We start from the raw sequence: 20,138 nt of genomic DNA, 5'->3' as shown, positions 1-20,138 counted from the left end.
CGACGTAACGTTCACCATGCTTGGATCACGGCGCTATTGTCCAGATGGCCGTGACCAGCGGCCTCAACCTTCTTTAACAAACTCTGATGTACCTGCGAAAGCGGAAGCGTGGTCTGAGCCTCTTTCGCATGTTCCAGCATCAGGTTAACATCCTTCAAATGCTGACTCAGTCGCGCCTCCGGCGCGAATTCTCGCTCAACCATTCTTGAGCCCTTGGTGTCCATCACTCGCGAATACGCCGCGCCGGATTTCAGCACGTCCAGCACGACGTTCGGTTGCAAATTGAATGTCTTCGCGAAGTGCAGGCCTTCCGCCAGGACTGCTCGATTCAGGCCCAGCACAAGGTTGGCCACCAGCTTCATTTGCTGGCCGTTGCCGACCGGGCCGAGGTGATAAATCGTGTTGGAAATGGCCTCCAGCACCTTGCGGATTTCGCAAACCGCATCTGACGATCCGCCAACCATCAACACCGCTTCGCCGCGACGAGTGACCTCGCTTGAACCGAGTACCGATGTATCGACGAGAGCCACCTCGCGTTCGGCAAGCTGTGTCGCGAGGTTGCGAGTCACTTCCGGGTGACCAGTGGTTGTGTCGATTACCACTGTGCCAGGCTTCAGGTTGGGCATGATGTCGGCCGCAACCTGTTTTACGATGTCCGAATTCGGAAGACATAGCATGATCGTCGGCGCCGCCAGTGGCGGGTCGAGAAGTTGCGGCGACGCTTGTCCGCCCAATGCCGCGAAGGCATCCATGGCGTCGGCGGACTCATCATACCCGAGGACATGGTAGCCGGCTCGTAGCAGTCGTTCGGCCACAGCTGTGCCCAACAGCCCGATTCCGATCAAAGCGACAGAGTTTTCTATTCGCTGTTCGTCCGACATTCACGACTCCAATTTGGCACTGGCCGGTGTTGATGCGAGATCGTCCGGCGGTACACCTTCGGCATCCAGTTCTTCCAACGATTCTGATGATTTTGGCACAAGCAGGATCACAATCATTCCCGCCACATAAATCCAGCTCATCAGCGATCCGATCTTCGCATAGTCGTTATTCAAAGACGCCACGAAGCCAGAAATTGTGAGGATCACTACGGCCGAAATGATGCGCCCGGAATTGAACGAGACGCCACTTCCTGTCGCTCGCACCCGAGTTGGAAACATCTCCGGTAGAAACAGCGGCAACCAGCCAAAGTACACCGTCGCTACAAGTCCCAGCAGGAAAACGGGGCCCAGAAACTTCCAGTCTGGTGACGGCTCAAGTCGCAGAAAGATGAGCTGTGCCAGAATCAGTGAACCAAGGCTCACGGCAAAGTACGTCGTGCGGCGTCCGAAGAAGGATGCCAGCCAGCCACCACATAAACTTCCGAGCGCCGCACCGATCGCCCACATCGTCTGAGTATCCGCCTTCAGCGATTCCTGCCCGATTTGCGCACCGACCTGACCGGCCCACGGCAAAATCCATTTTTGCGAACCCCATGCACCAAGAAGCGGGATCGTCCCCAAAGCAATCCCCGACAGCGTGTACTTCAACAAAGGCGGCCGCAAGACCTCAACCAGCGGCGTGACTTTCTTTGCCGTTGAATTCTGACGGGCCAGCCAGCGCGGCGATTCCGGCACCTTTAGAAGAACCCAAACACCCAGCAGCAGTGGGATCGCACCGAGCAACATCATCCAACGCCAGGAATCCGGAGTCAGTTCGTATTGCGGTGATAAAGTGCCGATCTGTTTCACAACGATACTCAGCAGTGCGATGCCCACGTTGGCGGACGTACCGATCAAACCGGCCAGCGTCGGCCGCGACACATCTGGCCAGGCTTCCGCCACCAGAGCAACTCCTGCCGGCCACATGCCGCCGATCCCCATGCACGCGACGAACCTCATCACGCACATTTGCATTGGCGAAGTGACGAAGTAGCTCAGCCCCGTAAAACCAGCGTACCATACAATGCTAAGCGACATCGCTTTCACGCGTCCGGCGTGATCGCCAAACCAGCCGAACACCCATCCGCCAAGAGCCGCACCGAACAGAAACGCCGCGATGTAGCGAGCGAACCATTCCCCGACAATTGCGTTTAACCGGTTCGCGGCTTCCTGATCGTCAACCGAGCCGTCTTCCTGGGATTCCAGCGTCCGCCGTGCTGACGTGACCCAGTCGGAATGGTCGGCGTCTTCCTGCAGCATACCGATGGTGACGGATCGAGCAGACAACGGCAGCAGCGACATCTCCCAGCCGGCAAACATCCAACCGAGAAAAGCGGCCGTCAGCACAAGCAGGCGGCCCTTGCGGTCCATCAAAAATGTTTGTTGTTCGCCGTCTGCCATTGTTTGACCTGACCTCGAGCTTTGCAAAAGTGCGTGCGTGCAAGTCGAAAGACTATGCGAAACCTGTCCGGGATGGCAGCGATTCGCGTCGGTAACAACAGATCGTTGGCCACAGATGCGTTCTGGCGTGGCTTTCTGTAGGATTGCATCGCAGTCCGAATGACTTCCTGGAGCTCTGGCAACGACAAGCGAGGAATTGCAGATGCCGAAACCAACACGTCGAAATTTCATTCAGTCCGGCGCAGCGATTGGCTTATCGGCTGTTTCGTATTCTCGTATCGCCAGTGCTGCCGCGAATGGTGCCCGCCCGGTCGTCGGTTTTGTCGGTTGCGGTGGGCGGTCCAAAGGCTTACTCGGCGGATTTCGTGACGATGCGATTGTGGCATGGGCCTGTGATCCAGATAAGAAACGTGCGACGGAATTCCAACAGGCGTCGGGTGCAAAACAAGTGACAGGTGATCTGCGTCACGTATTGGACGATCAATCAGTAGACGCCATCGTGGTGGCAACTCCCGACCACTGGCACGCTCCTGCAGCCATCATGGCATGTGAAGCTGGGAAGCACGTCTATGTGGAGAAGCCATGCAGCCATAACTTCCGCGAAGGCCAGTTGCTGGTTCAGGCCGCTCGAAAAAACAAAGTGGTCGTGCAACACGGCACGCAAAGCCGCAACGATTCGTTGATTGCTGGCGCCATCCAGATGCTTCGCGAAGGCGTCATCGGTGACGTACTGATCGCCAAAGGCTGGAATGTTCAGCGGCGAAGGAACATCGGACACGCAGACGCAGCGTCACCACCGGTTGCCGTGGATTACGACACATGGGTTGGTCCCGCCGAATTCGTGCCTTTTCAATCGAATCGCTTTCACTACGACTGGCATTGGTGGCACAACTTTGGAACCGGCGACATCGGCAACGATGGCACTCACGAAATGGATATCGCTCGTTGGGGGCTCGGTGTCGACGGACTGCCAACGACAGCTTCGGCAATCGGTGGAAAGTTCTACTTTGACGACGACCAACAATTTCCTGACACCGCGACCTGTGCGTTTCAGTGGCCCGGCGACGGCAAGGTTGGTCAACAAAAGCAGCTAATCTTTGAAATGCGGATCTGGTCAAAGAACTATCCACACAACTGCGACACGGGTGTCGAATTCTACGGTACGAAAGGAATGATGTTTGTCAGTAAACGTGGCAAGCTAAGCGTCTGGGGCGACTCGAACAAACTCATTCCGAATCCTGCGCCCAAGCAGAAGCCGAAACTCGCAAGAAATCATCAGGTCGATTTTCTGGAAGCGATCTCTGCCGGTCACTCGCCGACCGCTGAGATTGCAATCGGACATGATTCGTGCAGCCTGGTGCATTTGGCCAACATCTGCCTGCGCACCGGCCGGTCACTGACGATCGATCCTCAACAGGAAACAATTCAGAACGATACGGAAGCCACCGCGTTGTTGGGCCGAAAGTATCGGGCAGACGGACATTGGTCGGTACCAGGCGTTTAAGCGGAGAGCACAATGAACCGAAAATTATCCGCTTTGCTCCTGTCGACATTGGTGGTAGCGACAGCAACGGCCCAGCAACCGCGACTCAGCTTTAAGCACACCGACGGGCAATTCGCCATCAGTGTCGACAATAGCCCGATCGCAACCTATGTTTACAACGACGATGTCATCCTGCGCCCCTACTTTACTCACGTGAAAGCTCCGGGCGGAATGCAGGTGACTCGCAATCATCCTCCCAAAACTGGCGACCGCGACGATCACGCCTCGATGCATCCCGGGATCTGGCTGGCCTTCGGCGATATCAGCGGCAACGATTTCTGGCGCAACAAAGCTAAGGTAAAGCACGTCAGGTTTCTGCAGGCTCCGACGGTGAAAGGCGACCAGGGAACGTTCGTCCAGCAGAAACGCTATCTGATGCCGGACGGAACAGTCGTTTGTGATGAAGAGTTTCAGACTACGATTCGCGTCGATAACGACGGTTACCTGTTTCTGCTGCAATCAACTTTTCATTCAGAAAAGGACTTCTACTTCGGAGACCAGGAAGAAATGGGGTTGGGCGTCCGCGTCGCAACACCAATCAGCGAAGTCGAAGGCGGTCAGCTCACCGACGCCACCGGCCGCACAAATGCAAAAGCAATCTGGAGTCACTCAGCTGCGTGGTGCGACTACAGCGGTGAGGTCGATGGGCACCGGGTTGGGATCACGATTATGACTCACCCTCAAAACTTTCGTGAAAGTTGGTTTCACGCTCGCGACTACGGCCTGCTCGCCGCGAACCCCTTCGGCCGCGCCGCAATGAAGAAGGGCGAACCGAGCAAAGTGATCGTCAGGCCGGGCGAGACACTCAAACTGCGATACGCCGTCTGGATCCACAAGGACGCTGACGCAGCAGCAATCACGAAAGTGTTCAACGAATACACTCGCCCAGAACCTTAGGCACGTCAGTTTTCCAGCCCACGCACCGCAGATCGATCAAGCGGAACCGTTACGACCACTCGCCGTCTTTGTTAGAGAATCGTTCGCTCACCAATCGCCCGAATTCCGTACACGCGTCGTCGATATTGGTTAGCAGGTCTTCGGTGGACTGTCCGGCAGCGCTGCGTGCGGCTGGGATCATTGTTTGGCATTCAAATGAATCCATTGCCGTGGCTGCGTCCAGCAGGCGAGCGGATTCATCGTGTGGGACGGCAAGAAATCCGTGTTTGTCGGCGTGAACCAGGGCGCCGGATTCAATTTTTGTGCCGAACACTTCGACATCGCAATTCCAGCGAACGGGCGTACTGTAGGCGTGTCCGACGCAAAGTCTTCGAGCGATCGCTTTGAAGCCGGCGTTCGTCATTTCGTCGACATCGCGAATAGCCCCATCGACAATGACGCCAACACACCCGAGTGCCCGATGAATGTTGCTATTCACCTCGCCCCAGAACGAACCATAGGTCGCAGGTTTGTCCAGATCCTGCACCACGACGATCTTTGGTCCCGGCACGGACGCGACATACTTCCGGTAATCCTTCCATGCATTTGAGTCTGCTGATTTGTGCTTCGAATTGCCGGGTTCAATCACCACAGTCACGGCATATCCGACCATCGGCCCCATCTGCGGCATGAAATCATGAGTCTCCTCAAGGTTGAAGCAATCTTTGCCAGGATCGCGAGCGGTGATTTGTTCCCAGCCGTTATAGATCGTGGGAGTATTCCAGCGTTTGAGTTCCAGAAGCGTGGAATGATCGAGCGGAGTTGTTGTTGAGGGCACGCGTAGCCTTTGTGTTGTTGTGAGAGTCGGTGAGTTCTGAAGGCGACTACCGGGGTTTCCTTCGCTTCGCTCAGTCCAACCCCAGCCACACTTGAACGAACGTGCGGCCAGATTACTGGGAAGTTATCCAGCCGCTGATTGTCGCCGTACGCATTTGAAAATTCAATTCGCCGCCGTGTACCTTCAAGTCCAATCGGCGGTGCACTTGACAATTCTGTTGCTGGAATAAGGTTGTCTGCGGCGATAGCATAGCGGCCCACGCCTTGAGCTTCAGAACTCATCCCCGCCTTGCTGCCTTCCGGCATCGTCCAATATCCAAATCGTAAACAACGTCCCTCATGGAAAACCAACTTCGCACCACGGATCTGGTTGTGCTCGTCATATACATGGCGGGCGTGTTCGGGCTGGGGTGCTGGTTCGCTCGAAAGAGCGGCACGACGAAGGAATTTATGGCGGCCGGACGTTCTCTGCCGGGATGGGCCGTTGGCCTTTCCATCTTCGGAACGTACGTCAGCAGCATCGGCTTTCTTGGGAACACTGGCAAAGCATTCGGTGGCAATTGGAATTCGTGGGTTTTCGGCCTGACTCTGCCCATGGCCGCCGTCATCGCAGTGAAGTATTTTGTGCCGCTGTATCGCAGCAGCGACGCGATTTCGGCGTACGCTCACCTGGAAAACCGCTTCGGTCCATGGGCTCGAACATATGCGATGATTTGCTATCTGTTGTCTCAGCTGGCACGTATTGGAACCATTCTGTATCTGGTCGCGCTGGCGTTGGCTCCGCTGACGGGCTGGGATGTCAAGACAATCATCCTGATCACCGGACTGCTGGTAACCGTCTACACGCTGCTGGGCGGAATCGAGGCAGTTATTTGGACAGACGTTGCTCAAAGCATCGTGCTGATCGCTGGTGCCATCCTGTGTGTAGTGCTGCTGCTAACAGGAATGCCGGAAGGTCCCGGCCAGTTGTTTGATGTCGCCAACGCGAACAACAAATTCAGTCTTGGCAGCTTCAGTCTGGACCCCGCCACTTTAAAAATGCCGGATCCAACGTTCTGGATGGTGCTGATTTACGGACTGTTCATCAATCTTCAAAACTTCGGCGTCGATCAGAGCTTCGTGCAACGCTACATCACGGCGAAATCCAATCGTGACGCCGCATTCAGCGTATGGCTGGGAGCAATTCTTTTTCCGCTCGTTTCGGTTCTGTTTTTCTTCATCGGGACTGGCTTATTCAGTCTGTACTACAGCGATCCGGTTCTGCTTAGCGAGGTCAAAGCTCAGGTCGCTGAAACGCAGCTTGTTCAGGACGGGATCGAACCGACGGAAGCCGCCATCGCATCGAAGGCCGCAACACTGGAGCCAGCGGATATCGGCGACAAGGTGCTGCCTCATTTTATCGTGAGGAAACTTCCAGCAGGTCTGGCTGGGCTACTGATTGCCGCAATTTTCGCAGCCGCGATGAGCAGCATGGACACAAGCCTAAACAGTTCAGCCACGTTGGTTCTGTGCGACATCTACAAACGCCACTTCCGCCCGGAAGTCGGCGAACGTGAATCGATGAAGGTGTTGTACATCTCAACGTTCGCATTCGGCGTTGTCGGCACGTTCACGGCGCTCGCCATGATTCGAGTGAAGAGTGCACTTGATGTTTGGTGGAATCTGCAGGGCATTTTTACGGGCGGAATGCTGGGGCTGTTTCTGTTGGGACTTATCTCGCGCCGAGCGAAAAATGCGCAAGCGATCGTCGCCGTGACGGTGGGAATTCTGCTGATTCTGTGGCTGTCACTTTCCACAACGGATTTCTGGCCAGCGTCACTTAGCGACTGGTCCAATCCTTTGCATTCATTTATGACCATTGTCCTGGGAACGAGCTCCATTGTGCTCGTCGGCGTCCTTGCCGCTCAGTTTGCTTCAGGACGAAGAGAACCCTCACCCACTGAGCAGGCACCCAGCGAAAACAATTAACATGGCGAAAATCCTTATGCCGATCGGTGACGGCACCGAAGCTCTTGACACTTTCTATGCGTACTATCGACTGCCGGAAGACGCCTATGAGGTCATCGTCGCCGGTCCGGAAGCGCGACTCTACCACACCGTGCTGCATGAGATTCCGCCGAATCCGGCCGTGCCGTGGGACATCACTCAGGAACGGCCCGGGTATCATCTGCGCGCGTCGACAGCGTTTCGCGACCTGAACGCGGACGACTTTGCGGGAGCCTTCATTTCGGGCGGGCGAGCTCCCGAATACATCCGCTACGACCGCGATCTGTGCCGCGTTGTTCGCGAGATCGCCGACGCCGGAAAGCCGATCGCCTGTCTGTGCCACGGAATCGAAATTCTGACCGCGGCGGACTGCATTCAGGGAAAGCGTTTCACCACAGTCCCCAAGTGCGCCATGGATGGTGAACAGGGCGGAGCGATCTACACCGACGAAGACGTGGTTGTCGATGGGCGGCTCGTCACGGGGCGTGGCTACGATCAGAACACCGAAGTTTTGAAACAGTTTTTGCGCATGTTGAAGGAGGCAGCTTAATGACGATTCAGCTTTCCGTTTCGTGTCGTATTGCAGAAGGCTTCCTGTCGAAAGAAGAAGCCAGTATGTCATTTGAATCGCTGGCGGACCTGGCGGTGGCGGCCGGCTACGACGCGATCTGTATGCGAGCATCCCAAATCGGCGTGCAATCGGCGCCGGATGCTGTCCGAGACGCGCGGCGAGTTCTTGATGAACGAGGCTTGAACGTCAGCATGATCTCGGGCGACTTCAACATCGTCTACAACAATGATCGCGGACCGGACTGCTTGAAAAACATCACGCCCTATCTGGATCTGGCGGAATCCCTGCGTGCACCGATGATCCGCGTGTGCATCAAACAGCCGGACGACATTATCCAGGCACAAGCTGCTGCAGATCAGGCGGCGCAACGAGGTCTGGTGCTCGTCCATCAGTGTCACGTGCAGAGTTTGTTCGAAACGCTCGACGAAATCGAAGCCCGGTTGCAGGCAATCGATCGCCCGAATTTCGGATTAATCTTCGAAGCAGCCAATCTTGAACAATGCGGGCAGGAATACGGAGTAGCCGCGATAGAACGCCTTGCTCCGTGGATCAAGAACGTCTACCTGCAAAACCAGCGCATGACGCCTGATGGCTCGATCACGCTGGAAACGTGGTGCAATGGCCCCGTGACAATCGACCTCTGTGAAATCCACGACTCCGGCGGATTGAATTTCCCTTCAATCTTTGAAGGCCTCAAAAAGATCGGCTACAACGGACCAGTCACCGTGCATCAATCGGCTCCCGAAGATGAAAACCTAACGGCACTTGAGGCTGCAACTCAGACCGCCAAATTCCTTCGAGGCATGTTGGAGCGGGCCTAAGTTTCACTGTCGCCAACGAACGCAAAGCGAGGACTACGTTTATGACTATGCTCCGCTGGACGATACTGGTGAGATGTCTTCAGTGCGTCGCACTGTTGAATGCCGTGGCTTTCGGCCAGTCGCCCTCGTCAAAACCTGTCAGTGGAATTGCCAACCGCTACGTCGGTGATCGAGGTATCGAGGACGACCCGCAGGTTGTGTTTGCTGAGAACTTTGAGAAGTCCACCGTCGACATAATTGGAAAGCAGTGGGACACTGTTCGAGATCGTGACGTCATGTCGCTTAGCAGTGATGTCCCGGCGGGAAGTTCGGGAACCAAATCGCTGCTGATGACGCAGCGGGCAGAAAACGGAACGGGCGGCGATTTGTACCGAGTGCTCGGCGACGGGTACGACAAACTCCACACGCGAATGTACGTCCGATTTGCGGAAGACTGCGAACCGGTTCACCACTTCGGCACGTGTGTTGGAGGCAACAATCCGGCCACGCGTTGGCCCAGTGTGAAAGCCGGACAGCCGACAAATGGCGACAAATCTTTCTGGGTGGGTATCGAACCGTTTGGCAAATCGTGGCAGTGGGACTACTACGCATACTGGTGCGAAATGCGTGGCAGCCCACCTCGCGGACAGACGTGGGGCAATTCGTTCATCCGCGACGACACGTTGAAAGTTCAACGTGGAAAGTGGACGTGTGTGGAAGTCATGGTGAAGATGAATGACGTCGACACCAGCAACGGCGAACTGGCTTTGTGGATCGACGGTCGTCAGGTCAGCCATCTGGGCGAAGGCTTTCCTCGCGGCAAATGGATCTTCGATAAGTTTTACCCCGGACAGGAAGGAGACGGAGTTCGCTGGAACCCAGACAAGGGTGATCGTGAGCATTTCAAAACGGCTTCTGGTGGCGACCCATTCGACGGCTTCCGATTTCGGACGGACGAGAAACTTAATCTGAATTTCCTGTGGTTGTACGTTTACATCACGAAGGGAACGACAGGCCACGCCAACCGAGTCTGGTTCGATGACGTCGTCGTCGCGACCGACTACATCGGCCCGCTTCGTCAAAAGTAAACGATCCAGCCGATGGTGGCCGGCGCCTTACTGATGCGTTCAAGTTCTCGGCTCGCATGCCGGGTCGCGATAGAGCCCAAGCGTGACTCAACCCGCCGTTTCGGACCGAATTTCGCCACCGCTGAGCACAAGCACGTTTGCAACTTGAATGGAACGCGGCAGTAGAAAATTGGCAGTTCAATGCTGACGCAATGCGGTTTGTCGCGCTGACGGAGATTGGCGAACTGTACGAGCGAACTTCACTTGGAAATGAATGAACATGAGAGCGCTGCGAATCTTCACTGTTTTCACGGTTCTTAGCGGCAGCATGTATTCCGTAGCGGACGACATTCAAACCACATCGCCAACGTCGCTGGCCGACGGCAGCATGGTTGTCATGCGGTCGGCGAAAACGGATGCAACCCGGTTACTGATTCACTTTCACGGCGATGCGGAGACTGTGAAGCATGCCTTCGCGCGAAGTGAGTTGAACGCGGTGCTTGTCGTGGTGAACTTTCCCGGTCTATCAACGGCCTATTCAAAGCCGTTTGCCAGCGATCCGCAACTGTTTAAACTGATTCAGGCGCGAGCCAAATCTGCAATTGCGAATACTTCTCCGGCGAAGGACGTCCACTGGGAACACGTCATGCTGTCGTCGTTTAGTGCGGGCTACGGTGCCGTGCGCGAGATCCTGAAGACACCAAAATACTTCGAACAAATCGACGGCATCGTTGCGGCCGATTCCATTTATGCCGGGTTGCAGCAGAAGGAACCGAAGCGTGAAGTTGATGAAGCAAATATGCGAGACTTCCTGAGATTTGCTTCGCTGGCAGCACAGAATAAAAAGCGGTTCGTGCTATCACATTCTTCCCAGGCGACTCCCTATGCCAGCACGACAGAAACCGCAAATTACCTACTAGCTTCGCGTCATCTGATGCGGAACCCGGTGGATATGCATTTGACGGAATCAATGTGGCAAACAAGCCGGGCAGAACGGGGCCAGTTTCAGGTGCTCGGATTTGACGGCACGACCGGAAAGGACCACATGCAGCACCTTCACCACATCGACCTACTCTGGCGCCGCTTAATCCACTGAACTGCTGGCCCGTTGCAGCGACTTTCGAATTTCATCAACGCGAATGTCTCTGCGACTTACATCCAGCCCGCGGTTTCCACGACCTGGGATTGCTACGCCTCTTTCTCTGCTACAGCCACCAGTGGCGATTCGAAATGATCACGGCGGACCACATCGACAGTTTCCACGCAGGCCGTCACGTTGTGCAACGGCAGCACGTCCTGCCGTAGGAAGCCGAGAATAGTTTCGCAGGTATGGTGAGGCATCACGACTTCGATGCGAGCTTTGGAATTCGTGGCCGCAAAGCCGCCTTCCAGTTCGCGTCGGCCTGCTCCGCTGCATGGCTGTGACGTGAAGCCAGTGGCACCTCGTTCGATAAACTGTTCTTCCAGCCATTGTTCGATTTCGGCGTCAGCCACGACAGTAAGCCGACGCATTGCCGCGAGTCCGCCTTTACGAGCAGCGTGAGGGCTGTCGGCAAGCGGACGCAGTGAGCCTAATCCTCGGACCTCGAATGTTAGCCCTTCCTGCTCGAAGTCGCGTTCCATTTCTTCGAGCTTTTCCATCACGCTATGGTCGACAAGTTTCGTATCCGAAACGTCGATAATCAGGTTTCGTTTTTGAACAAGTCCGATGTCTTCGATCTGTCGCTTGAACGGGATCCAGTTGCTGAACACGGCGGATTCGCGAGCAATGATGATGCTTGTTGAACTGTCAACTTCCTCAACTTCGATATATGGCTTGAATAGCGACTTCAGCGGCACACCGTTGGCAACGTGGATGATCATTTTCAGGACGATTCCGGCGGCTACGCCAATCAACAGATCCTCAACAAGCACGATGACAAGCGTCGTGATGAAGATCGCCAGTTGCTCTTTCCCGATACGGTAAACGTGCAGGAATTCTGTGGGATGAGCGAGCCGATAGCCAGTATACACCAGCATGGCGGCCAACGCCGCCAACGGAATTCGATGCAGCACAGTCGGAATCAGAGCGACGCACAACAGCAGAAACACCCCATGCCACATGTCGGCAAATCTTGTGCGGGCTCCGTTATCGATGTTAGCTTTCGATCGGACGATTTCTGAAATCATCGGCAATCCGCCAACACCCGCCGTGACAAGGTTGGCACAGCCAACGGCAATCATGTCTCGATCCATGTTGGTCTTCCGTTTCCACGGGTCCAGAAGATCGATGGCCTTGGCGCTCAATAAAGATTCGAGGCTTCCGATAATGAAGAACATGGTGACCCACTTCCACGCGGCAAGTTGAGTGAGTACTTCGAAATTCGGAAACGTGATCTCATCAAACATTCCAAACACGCGGTCCGGCATGTCGACCAGGTACTGTTCGCTAAGTTGGTATTCGTGGTTCTGCAACGTGTACGAGTGAGGGTGCAGCAGGTCGAAGCCGATCCCCATCGGGACGGCAACCAGCAGAACAACCATCGGCGCTGGAACTCGTTTTAAGAACTGAAGCTTTGTGCCGACCCACGGCCAGATAAACATAATCAGCAGGCTGACCATTCCAATCATGGCGATGTATGGGTTGGCCTCGTGAATGTACTCGGGAATCTTCCGGAACATCTCCAGCGGCGCTTCACTGGGCGCGCGACCTGTCTCCCCGTCGATGACTCCCAACGCAAACGGAATCTGTTTTAGCACGATGATCATGCCAATCGCGGCCAGCATCCCATGCACAGTGGAGATAGGGAAAAATTCGCCCAGAATTCCAGCGCGAAACAGCCCGAACAGAATTTGCAGCACGGCTGCCGCTGCACCGACGGCGAGTGCGGCTCGGTAAGCATCGGGATCGCCCGGTCCGCCGAATTCGTTCACGCAGCCAATGGCAATCACAATCAGCCCCGCCGCCGGTCCCTTGATGGTCAACTCGCTGTTGCTGAGACATGTCGTTAACAAGGAACCGATGATGGCCGTGAAGATACCAGCGATCGGCGGATAGCCCGACGCGATGGAAATCCCAAGGCACAACGGCAGCGCAATCAGAAACACCAGGAATCCGGAAAGAAGGTCGTACTTTAAGTACTGCCGGAAACCGGCAATGTTGCCGCGTGGCACTTCTGATTCGTTGTTCACTTCGTTACTCATTGTTTGCGATTTTCAGTAACTGTTGAATTGTGCTGGCCGATTGTTTGCAAAACGGACGTCGTCAGAACGTTCGAAGAATTCAGGTTGTCGAGGCTCTTGAAAGGGTTTGCCCCCTCGGCCGCCACGGCCTGGCTTTCGGCAGCTTCTGTATTTTGTGGCTGATCGTCGACTTCGAGGCGATGTTCGAGCAAAGCGCGTGCGGCGTGATAGCGCGACTGCACGCCGGGCTGCGGAACAATTCCGGCACCGATGATCAACACGACCATGATCAAAATCGTGATGCGTTCCGCGGGCCGACACCCCAACGAAACGGAAGCTCTGTGCCGCGTTCCCGTGAAAATGTGAAAGTAAGCTTTCACTACGGCAATGCCGTTTAGCGTGGCAGCGACCACGACAGCCATTCCAATCAGCGGATAAACCTCGACGGCCCCTTCGATGAGTAGTTCCATACCGATGAAGCCAATCGTTCCCGGAAATCCGATGGCGGCCAAACCAGTCACCAAAAACATGCCCGCCAGAAACGGCGTGTGTTCGTACAGACCGTGAAAGACGTCCAGCGTCAGCCGCCCGGTTCGAGCTTCGACACTTCGCAGCGCAAGCCCAAAGCCCAGAATAGAAATCCCGACGGACAGCCAGACACATAAAGCTCCGGCTAATCCAATCGGCTTCGCCATTTCGAGGCCAACCAGAACCAGCGACGAGTGACTAAGAAACAGGTAGCAGAAGAACCGTCGTGAATCTTTTTGCACAAGAGCCATCCCTGCCGCGTAGACGGCCGTAGCCAGCGAAAGAATTGCAATACTTTGCAGAGCCCAGGAAGGTGCGATGGGAAAAACAAGTCGCATGACGGCATAAGCTCCCGTCATCGGCATCAGAAATAACAGTGCCGTGCCGAAGGTCGCTTTCTCAAACAGATCCGTCATCCAGCAATGCAGCGGACAGATGCCGCTGCGGATGAGGGCTCCGGCAGTCAGAAGGCAGCCCGCAAGAATGGGCGGATTCGCGGCACTCGCGTCAGACGAAACCAACAACTGGCCACTCACAAGCAGCAGGACAAACAGACCCATGTGCAGCGTGAACACGCGCGTATTTTGATTTCGTTTGCGCAATTCAATAAACGGAGGGATAGTCGCCACCGTCAGCAACAGAATGATCAGCCACGGATGCCGGCACGCCAAAGTGGCCAGCAGGATCGATTCCGAAAACAGCGTCCAACCGAAGGAGAAGCGATTGATCTTCGTTCGCAGCGTCGTCAGTACAGTCGCCAGGTACAGCAGCGCCGCGAGCGGCAGCAGCGGAGCACTTAGTTCGTCAATCACGAAGATATCACGGTCGAGCAAGTACCGAAAAACGTCCCATTGATCGTGAGCTTCAAACGTGCCGAGTGATGCGAAGTCGCACCACTCTCCCGCCGCAAAAATCAACGTCAGTGAACAGAACACGATGCTGTGAGTTCGCGCTCGATCGCGATTGTTCAGCATTGAAACCCAGATGGCTCCGACAATGGGAACCAGTATCGAAAGCTCGACCCACGGAAGATGTAGTTCTGACATCAGGAGACATCCTCCAGCGAATCGCTATAGGGCGAAAGCTTATCAGATTCTCGTGATGCACCTCCGGAAAGCAGATCGGTCCACCGACGCTCCAGCAAATCAAACAATTGAAACACCTTAACAAAGGGACGAACAACCCAGTCGTTGAGAACCGCGTCGAGATTGCCTCGCTGCAACGCGAAGCGATATAGCCGTAGCTGCGTTGCCGTCACTGGTTGGGCTGGCGATACAACGTCGCCAGTTAAGTGTTCGCCGACCGCGTCTTCGAGCATTTGATGGTCGCGGAGAACAGATGGTGCCCGCAGCAGCTGCAACGTTCGCAGGCAGGCATGTCCAATCATGTGAATTAACGCGATGTATCGCAATGCTAGTCCAATCTCAACGGTGATGATTCCAATCTGAGTCAGGGACGCGAATGCCAAAGCATTCTTCACATCACTTTGAATTCGTGATGCCAGCGCCCCGAATGTGGCGGAGACAAGTCCCAGCACGATCACGGCTATTCGCAGCGGCATCGAAACATCAAGCAGCGGGCTGACACGCAACAACAAAAACGTGCCAAGATGAACGGACAACGCACCGTAGAACACGGCGCTTGACGGCGTCGGCCCTTCCATCGCTCGCGGCAGCCACCCTGAAAATGGCACCAGTCCTGACTTTCCGGCTGCGGCGAGCAGCAGCAATGATCCCACCGCAAGTGCCTGCCATGAGCCAATATTCGCAACCCCGTCCGGCCATGATCCCGATCCCATCAGACCTTCAAAGTCACCGGCTCCGGTCAGGTGGTGCATCGTCAAGGCAGCAATCAGGAATGCCGCGTCCGCGATTCGATAGGTCGTCCAAACACGGTGCCCGTTTCGCACGGGGCCAGGGCGTTCGTGGAAATATGCAACGAGCAATGCAGACGAGAGGCCAACCAGTTCCCAACCAAAGAAGAGTGTCTCAATCGTTCCAGCTAGCGACGACACCACCATGCCCAGAAGAAACAGGGCATACAGCAGAAAGAAACGTTGATAGCCACTTTCGCGATGAAGGTAGACGTTCGCGAACGCACCAACGGTCCCACATAAGACGAAGGAAAGAATCGTAAACGGCACAGACAGGCGGTCGAAGATGAACTTGATATGAAAGTGGAAGTGTTCGTGCTCATGCTCGATCGATACCCAATGGCCGAGTTCGATTGGCACATGTCGCCGACCCGTCAACAGCATGATCGAAAGGATCCCGACGGCCGCAAGTAACCCCGTCACGACTGCTGTCTTGGTCAGCCGCGCCTGCGATGGTTCGCTTAGCCTGACTCCTGCCAGCAACGGCAAACCAAGCGCAGCAAGCAACACCGCAGGACCGGCGACAACTAGAAGGCCAAGAATGTACAAAACGGATTCCGTTGTCATTAAGCCGCTCCCGTTTCACGAATGGAGAAGAACGGAAGATGCTCACGTGAACCCTGATAACATTCCGATGACGAAGCGGCTGTCGACAGCTTGGGCGACCCAACTTCATAAGGCCGAAATCTGCCGGCGTCGAAAACTTCTATCTTCGACGTGCCTGGATCAATGACGGCCAGATGTACCCAGCTTCCACGCACAAGCTGGTCGATGGCAGCATTCCGCTGCATGATTGACAACATAGCGGCGAGCGTGGATTCGATAACGAACATGATCCGCAGCGGTTCGTGAATCTCAACCATCTGCTGATACAGGCCGGTGCGCAGGTCACTCGACGTGCCTTCCATAACCCCCAACAGCGAAACAAGGTTGTGTGGCAGTTTTGAACCTGAGCCGTATTCGGAATAATCCACACACGAGAAGTAGTATTCCAGGCTGATCCCCGCACACACCGGAATCGCGGCGGCCAGAATTCGAGCGAGAATGGAATGGTCTTCGTCATCCTGCGACGGGTCGTACGAATTCAAAAACGCGCGACGATCGAGAAACAAGCCTCGACACCAGTGACGGCGGCCGACCAGACACAGCGCGTTGGTGGCGTGGTTGTATTCAGGCCGCGCTTGTGAAATATCCTGTGCTCGACCTTCAACGTGCCGCAGTGCATCCTTTGTAGAAATGGTTAGCGGCGCAGACACGAATCGGCGGCAGCGTTCGTGCGCGTTGCGTCGGCGAGCTTCATCGATGGACTCGCGGGCTGACTCAAAGTCGCTTCGGTGCGACGATGGAAGGCGATCGAGATCGTAGAAGACAACGGAATCGTCACAGGTGTTGTGGTACGCTCCGACAAAAACCGTATCGTCCGGAATTGTTACGCCATGAGTCGCGACCTTAGCTCGCACCCGCCAGTCATTGGCCATCTGAGCAAAAGCACGGGCGTTCGGGCCACCTCGTTTTCCGGCGCATGCTCCGCAGCAGTAGGCCGATTCATGAGGGTTGTTGAGACTTGAAGAACCATGCCCGCAGACGATGAACAGTCTTGAGAAGTCCCTGGACTTAGTCAGCCCCATATCCTGAAGCATCCGCAGCACGACTCCTGCCATTTCGTCTGTCGAATATCCGATGTGACCGTCGGCCGGACCGGGTTCTTCTGCATAGCGTTCCAGTTGCAGGTTCGTCACTGGTGGAGGTTGCAGCCACGAACCGAAGCGTCGTCGAATGCGAGACGTCAGGTGCGGGAACAGGACGCGAGCAACCAGTGGCACAGTCGCCAATGATCCAATGATTCCGGCGAACATACCGCCCACGAATGTGCGACTGCGAGTGTGAAATGCGCGGCTGACCAAGCCGAGCCTTCTTCGTAGTTCGGCTCGGCCTCGATGTATGCCTTCAAATGTGTAGCCCACATCCTCCTGGACATAGTGGTCCGGAATCATGACGCCCGGGCACAGCGGTTTGTAGAAACCGTCGGCCGCGCCTCGGTAATAGATTGCAACGGCAAAGAACCCTGCGGCGGCAAACGTCTCACACGTTGGTTCAACTTCTTCCAAATGTCGACGCAGCGATTCTTCCCGGTCATCAATGCACGTCACGATCTGGAAGCTCGGTCGGCCGGAACCCCATGGCGCCTCGACAGTCTTGCGGCGGGCTGCATGAGTGGCGATGGCATCCAACGCCGCGTGGCGATACCTGCGTTCGTACGCTTCATGAAAGATGCGCCGCCGTTCAATCGGCGAAAAGTTCTCCACTTCGTTGCTGAGTTCATGCCACTGCGCTTCTGTTAACTGCAGCAATTCCAGCGGCGTCCAGCCCAGCATCTGAGCGACCTGAAACAGCAGAAACGCGCGTCGTTCCTCAGTCAGCGGCCGGGGCTCCGCTATACGATCGCGTGCCGCCTGAAGAATGCTTTCTATTGAGCCGGACTCTCCAAACGTTTCTTCTGCCAGGCCGCGAATGGCATGTTTTTCAAGGATCAACTGAACGGCCAGCATCCCAACCAGCGAACCTTTGGGAATGGCATGCACTACCCAGTCGACACCCGATTCCAGCTGCCACACCATCCCTGCCCAGCCACGAAGTGCCATGAGCGATTGCGTGATGAATTCTTCACGATCACTGTCGGCAACACCAAGCTCACGGAGAGAAGCCTCGATCGACTCTTCTGCTGATACGTTGGTGTCGATCAAAGTCGCCAATTCTTCGGGAAGTCGCCGTAGCCAGCGATCTGTGCCTCGCGAAGGGATGGAATACAGTGCAAGGAACGATTCAAAGAATCCCTGATCGCGATTCGGCAGTATCCAATCAGAATACCCTTGGTCGACGTAGGCGGCACAGAAGCGAATCAGAACTTCATGGACACCTCGATCGATGTCGTCACCCGTTGCATGCACCAATAAGTCGCGCGGGCGGACGAATTGCTTTTGCCTGGCGGCCTCCGGATGGGAACCAGCACCGTTCAGACAGATTCGCCACAGAAGGTGGAGTGCAAACGTTTCCCACTCAGCGTCTTTCCACTTGTTTGAACGGCGGCCAAATTTCGTCAGCAGGCTGGCGAGGTCGCCAATCGGCTTTCGTTCGGCATCGCATTCCTGTAACCACTTTCGGGCGGCAGAGATAATTCGACTTCGATTGATCTGCGTCGTCTTTTCGCGAAAACGCTCCAGAGCGTCCGTCTCCGCCACAATCCATCGCAATTCTGCGTCTGGCCCCACGTGAATCGCATGTCGCAGCATGGCGAAGCGAATCTCGGTACGCGTTCCCAGGCCATTGATCTCGTCGTTGCGGCTCTCTCCCAGATCGTTCTGAAGGACGGCTTCAAGGTCGTGGTCGGCGATTCGTCCTTCTGTATAAAGTCGGCGAAATTCCGGCTCCGAAAGATACGGTTCCGCTCCGTAGCGATCATATCCAGCTTTGACGGCCGCATGAAAAGGCTGCGATTCAAAAGCGTGCAGAGTGTTGTGGTGAACGAAAACTTCGATCGGCCCCTGAGCCGGCAGGAAGTGCGCTGCGTGCTCGATAAGGTGCCGAATTGAGTGTTCCTGAGCATGGACGGATTCGGGGCTTCGATCTGAGGTGGCTTCGATATCAACCGCTGACACGTTGTGATTCTCTTTGTGAAGACTCTGGCAGAATGCCGAGTTGGTTCTGCCTTTGTTGAAGTGAGCTGAATGGCTCGCTTCATGGCCACGGACGACAGGAAGCGGGTCGATCCACTGGCAGCAAGCGGTGTGCCAGTGTTCAGTTTTGGAAAAATTCCGCCGTTCTGGTCCATCGAAGACGCGCGGAACGCCCTATGAATCATCGTCTCCGCTGCATCTCCATGCATTCTGCCAACCAATTCCCGTAAAACGCAGAACGCCCGTGCTTTACCGGCAGCGAATCTTTGCCGATTGAGGTCTGCAAAAACCTGCACCTCGCGTGCAGCTAACTGCAGGTTTCGCCAGCGCCTTTTTTGATGCTTTTGCGTGAGGAACTGCCTGGTGTTTCCACAACGCGTCAGACCCGATGCGACAAAACTGCCAGGCGATCAAGCATCATTCAAGGTCATCGTGCTCAGCGCCATAGTCGGTCATTGCCTTCCCCCAACCGAAAGCGATGCAGAGACAAACGACAATGATCGAAGGAACCACCACGAACTTCTCAATACTTTCGCCTCCGTGATGCCACATTGTCCAAAATCCGGCGGCACCTGTTGCAACGATCGTAAACACGAACCCACCGCTCAGGATGCGTCCAAGAATCTGACCGGCCGCTGCGTCGTCTGCGGCAAATTGTTCAATCTCAAGGGACGTGAACAAAGCATCAGGGGAAGGAGTGTCTGGCTGGTGTTCAGTTTCAGTCGGCTGCGTGACTTGATGGCCGGCGGGTTCGATGGCGGTGGGATGCAATGACGAGGAACTCAATTCAGATCTCCGATGGTTTGTTCTCCGGGAATCACTTGTGCGATCGCAAGTGCGTGCAGATGGCGCTGTTGCAACATGCATGCCACGCTGGAAAGTCGCTGAACCAAAATGGAG

15 protein-coding genes are annotated in these 20,138 nt (G+C 55.5%); 7 read left to right on the top strand and 8 right to left on the bottom strand.

Features of this window, described 5'->3' with window-relative positions:
• Nucleotides 1–11 precede the first annotated feature (11 nt).
• Nucleotides 12–881, bottom strand: a complete 870-nt coding sequence (locus Fuma_RS12580) for an NAD(P)-dependent oxidoreductase (protein ID WP_077024452.1) — start codon at nt 879–881, stop codon at nt 12–14.
• On the bottom strand, nt 882–2,321 hold the full coding sequence (locus tag Fuma_RS12575) for an MFS transporter (protein ID WP_158520958.1): 1,440 nt from the start codon (nt 2,319–2,321) through the stop codon (nt 882–884).
• Between the two features lie 202 nt (nt 2,322–2,523).
• Here Fuma_RS12575 and Fuma_RS12565 point away from each other — a divergent pair, with 202 nt between their 5' ends.
• Together Fuma_RS12565 and Fuma_RS12560 are read left to right on the top strand one after the other, a co-directional pair.
• The gene (locus tag Fuma_RS12565; protein WP_077024449.1) at nt 2,524–3,825 is read left to right on the top strand and encodes a Gfo/Idh/MocA family protein; all 1,302 of its coding nucleotides are present in this window, start codon (nt 2,524–2,526) and stop codon (nt 3,823–3,825) included.
• Between the two features lie 12 nt (nt 3,826–3,837).
• Nucleotides 3,838–4,761, top strand: a complete 924-nt coding sequence (locus Fuma_RS12560; protein ID WP_077024448.1) for a DUF6807 domain-containing protein — start codon at nt 3,838–3,840, stop codon at nt 4,759–4,761.
• A gap of 49 nt (nt 4,762–4,810) precedes the next feature.
• Here Fuma_RS12560 and Fuma_RS12555 read toward each other — a convergent pair whose 3' ends face one another.
• On the bottom strand, nt 4,811–5,578 hold the full coding sequence (locus Fuma_RS12555; protein WP_077024447.1) for an RraA family protein: 768 nt from the start codon (nt 5,576–5,578) through the stop codon (nt 4,811–4,813).
• 338 nt (nt 5,579–5,916) lie between these two features.
• Between Fuma_RS12555 and Fuma_RS12550 the strand changes: the two genes are divergently transcribed.
• The 5 genes from Fuma_RS12550 (at nt 5,917) to Fuma_RS12530 (ending at nt 11,097) form a co-directional block, all read left to right on the top strand.
• Nucleotides 5,917–7,545: a sodium:solute symporter family protein gene (locus tag Fuma_RS12550; protein ID WP_077024446.1), complete on the top strand. Its 1,629-nt coding sequence runs from the start codon at nt 5,917–5,919 to the stop codon at nt 7,543–7,545.
• 1 nt (nt 7,546) lies between these two features.
• Nucleotides 7,547–8,113: a DJ-1/PfpI family protein gene (locus Fuma_RS12545; protein ID WP_077024445.1), complete on the top strand. Its 567-nt coding sequence runs from the start codon at nt 7,547–7,549 to the stop codon at nt 8,111–8,113.
• The gene (locus tag Fuma_RS12540) at nt 8,113–8,955 is read left to right on the top strand and encodes a sugar phosphate isomerase/epimerase family protein (RefSeq protein WP_077024444.1); all 843 of its coding nucleotides are present in this window, start codon (nt 8,113–8,115) and stop codon (nt 8,953–8,955) included. Before Fuma_RS12545 ends, Fuma_RS12540 begins: the two co-directional genes overlap by 1 nt.
• 41 nt (nt 8,956–8,996) lie before the next feature.
• Nucleotides 8,997–10,022: a hypothetical protein gene (locus Fuma_RS12535; protein WP_145944141.1), complete on the top strand. Its 1,026-nt coding sequence runs from the start codon at nt 8,997–8,999 to the stop codon at nt 10,020–10,022.
• A gap of 259 nt (nt 10,023–10,281) precedes the next feature.
• Nucleotides 10,282–11,097: a hypothetical protein gene (locus tag Fuma_RS12530; RefSeq protein ID WP_077024442.1), complete on the top strand. Its 816-nt coding sequence runs from the start codon at nt 10,282–10,284 to the stop codon at nt 11,095–11,097.
• Between the two features lie 92 nt (nt 11,098–11,189).
• Here Fuma_RS12530 and Fuma_RS12525 read toward each other — a convergent pair whose 3' ends face one another.
• The 5 genes from Fuma_RS12525 to Fuma_RS12505 all read right to left on the bottom strand — a co-directional run bounded on the left by Fuma_RS12525 (nt 11,190) and on the right by Fuma_RS12505 (nt 20,024).
• Complete coding sequence (locus tag Fuma_RS12525; protein WP_077024441.1) at nt 11,190–13,184, bottom strand: SulP family inorganic anion transporter; 1,995 nt, start codon at nt 13,182–13,184, stop codon at nt 11,190–11,192.
• Nucleotides 13,181–14,737: a proton-conducting transporter transmembrane domain-containing protein gene (locus tag Fuma_RS12520; protein WP_083731999.1), complete on the bottom strand. Its 1,557-nt coding sequence runs from the start codon at nt 14,735–14,737 to the stop codon at nt 13,181–13,183. The genes Fuma_RS12525 and Fuma_RS12520 overlap by 4 nt, the downstream gene beginning before the upstream one ends.
• The gene (locus tag Fuma_RS12515; protein ID WP_077024440.1) at nt 14,737–16,131 is read right to left on the bottom strand and encodes a proton-conducting transporter transmembrane domain-containing protein; all 1,395 of its coding nucleotides are present in this window, start codon (nt 16,129–16,131) and stop codon (nt 14,737–14,739) included. Before Fuma_RS12515 ends, Fuma_RS12520 begins: the two co-directional genes overlap by 1 nt.
• On the bottom strand, nt 16,131–19,220 hold the full coding sequence (locus Fuma_RS12510) for a DUF2309 domain-containing protein (RefSeq protein WP_077024439.1): 3,090 nt from the start codon (nt 19,218–19,220) through the stop codon (nt 16,131–16,133). The genes Fuma_RS12515 and Fuma_RS12510 overlap by 1 nt, the downstream gene beginning before the upstream one ends.
• 435 nt (nt 19,221–19,655) lie before the next feature.
• Complete coding sequence (locus tag Fuma_RS12505; RefSeq protein ID WP_145944140.1) at nt 19,656–20,024, bottom strand: hypothetical protein; 369 nt, start codon at nt 20,022–20,024, stop codon at nt 19,656–19,658.
• Nucleotides 20,025–20,138 lie beyond the last annotated feature (114 nt).

It is taken from the genome of Fuerstiella marisgermanici (assembly GCF_001983935.1).
Taxonomy (GTDB): domain Bacteria; phylum Planctomycetota; class Planctomycetia; order Planctomycetales; family Planctomycetaceae; genus Fuerstiella; species Fuerstiella marisgermanici.
The sequence above is the reverse complement of the archived record's forward strand: the minus strand, read 5'-3'. Positions and strand labels throughout refer to the sequence as shown.

Bases quoted from the DNA above. Each gene is read 5' to 3' on its own strand.
- Fuma_RS12580 (WP_077024452.1), bottom strand. From the start codon at position 881: ATGTCGGACGAACAGCGAATAGAAAACTCTGTCGCTTTGATCGGAATC.
- Fuma_RS12575 (WP_158520958.1), bottom strand. From the start codon at position 2,321: ATGGCAGACGGCGAACAACAAACATTTTTGATGGACCGCAAGGGCCGC.
- Fuma_RS12565 (WP_077024449.1), top strand. From the start codon at position 2,524: ATGCCGAAACCAACACGTCGAAATTTCATTCAGTCCGGCGCAGCGATT.
- Fuma_RS12560 (WP_077024448.1), top strand. From the start codon at position 3,838: ATGAACCGAAAATTATCCGCTTTGCTCCTGTCGACATTGGTGGTAGCG.
- Fuma_RS12550 (WP_077024446.1), top strand. From the start codon at position 5,917: ATGGAAAACCAACTTCGCACCACGGATCTGGTTGTGCTCGTCATATAC.
- Fuma_RS12545 (WP_077024445.1), top strand. From the start codon at position 7,547: ATGGCGAAAATCCTTATGCCGATCGGTGACGGCACCGAAGCTCTTGAC.
- Fuma_RS12540 (WP_077024444.1), top strand. From the start codon at position 8,113: ATGACGATTCAGCTTTCCGTTTCGTGTCGTATTGCAGAAGGCTTCCTG.
- Fuma_RS12535 (WP_145944141.1), top strand. From the start codon at position 8,997: ATGACTATGCTCCGCTGGACGATACTGGTGAGATGTCTTCAGTGCGTC.
- Fuma_RS12530 (WP_077024442.1), top strand. From the start codon at position 10,282: ATGAGAGCGCTGCGAATCTTCACTGTTTTCACGGTTCTTAGCGGCAGC.
- Fuma_RS12525 (WP_077024441.1), bottom strand. From the start codon at position 13,184: ATGAGTAACGAAGTGAACAACGAATCAGAAGTGCCACGCGGCAACATT.
- Fuma_RS12520 (WP_083731999.1), bottom strand. From the start codon at position 14,737: ATGTCAGAACTACATCTTCCGTGGGTCGAGCTTTCGATACTGGTTCCC.
- Fuma_RS12515 (WP_077024440.1), bottom strand. From the start codon at position 16,131: ATGACAACGGAATCCGTTTTGTACATTCTTGGCCTTCTAGTTGTCGCC.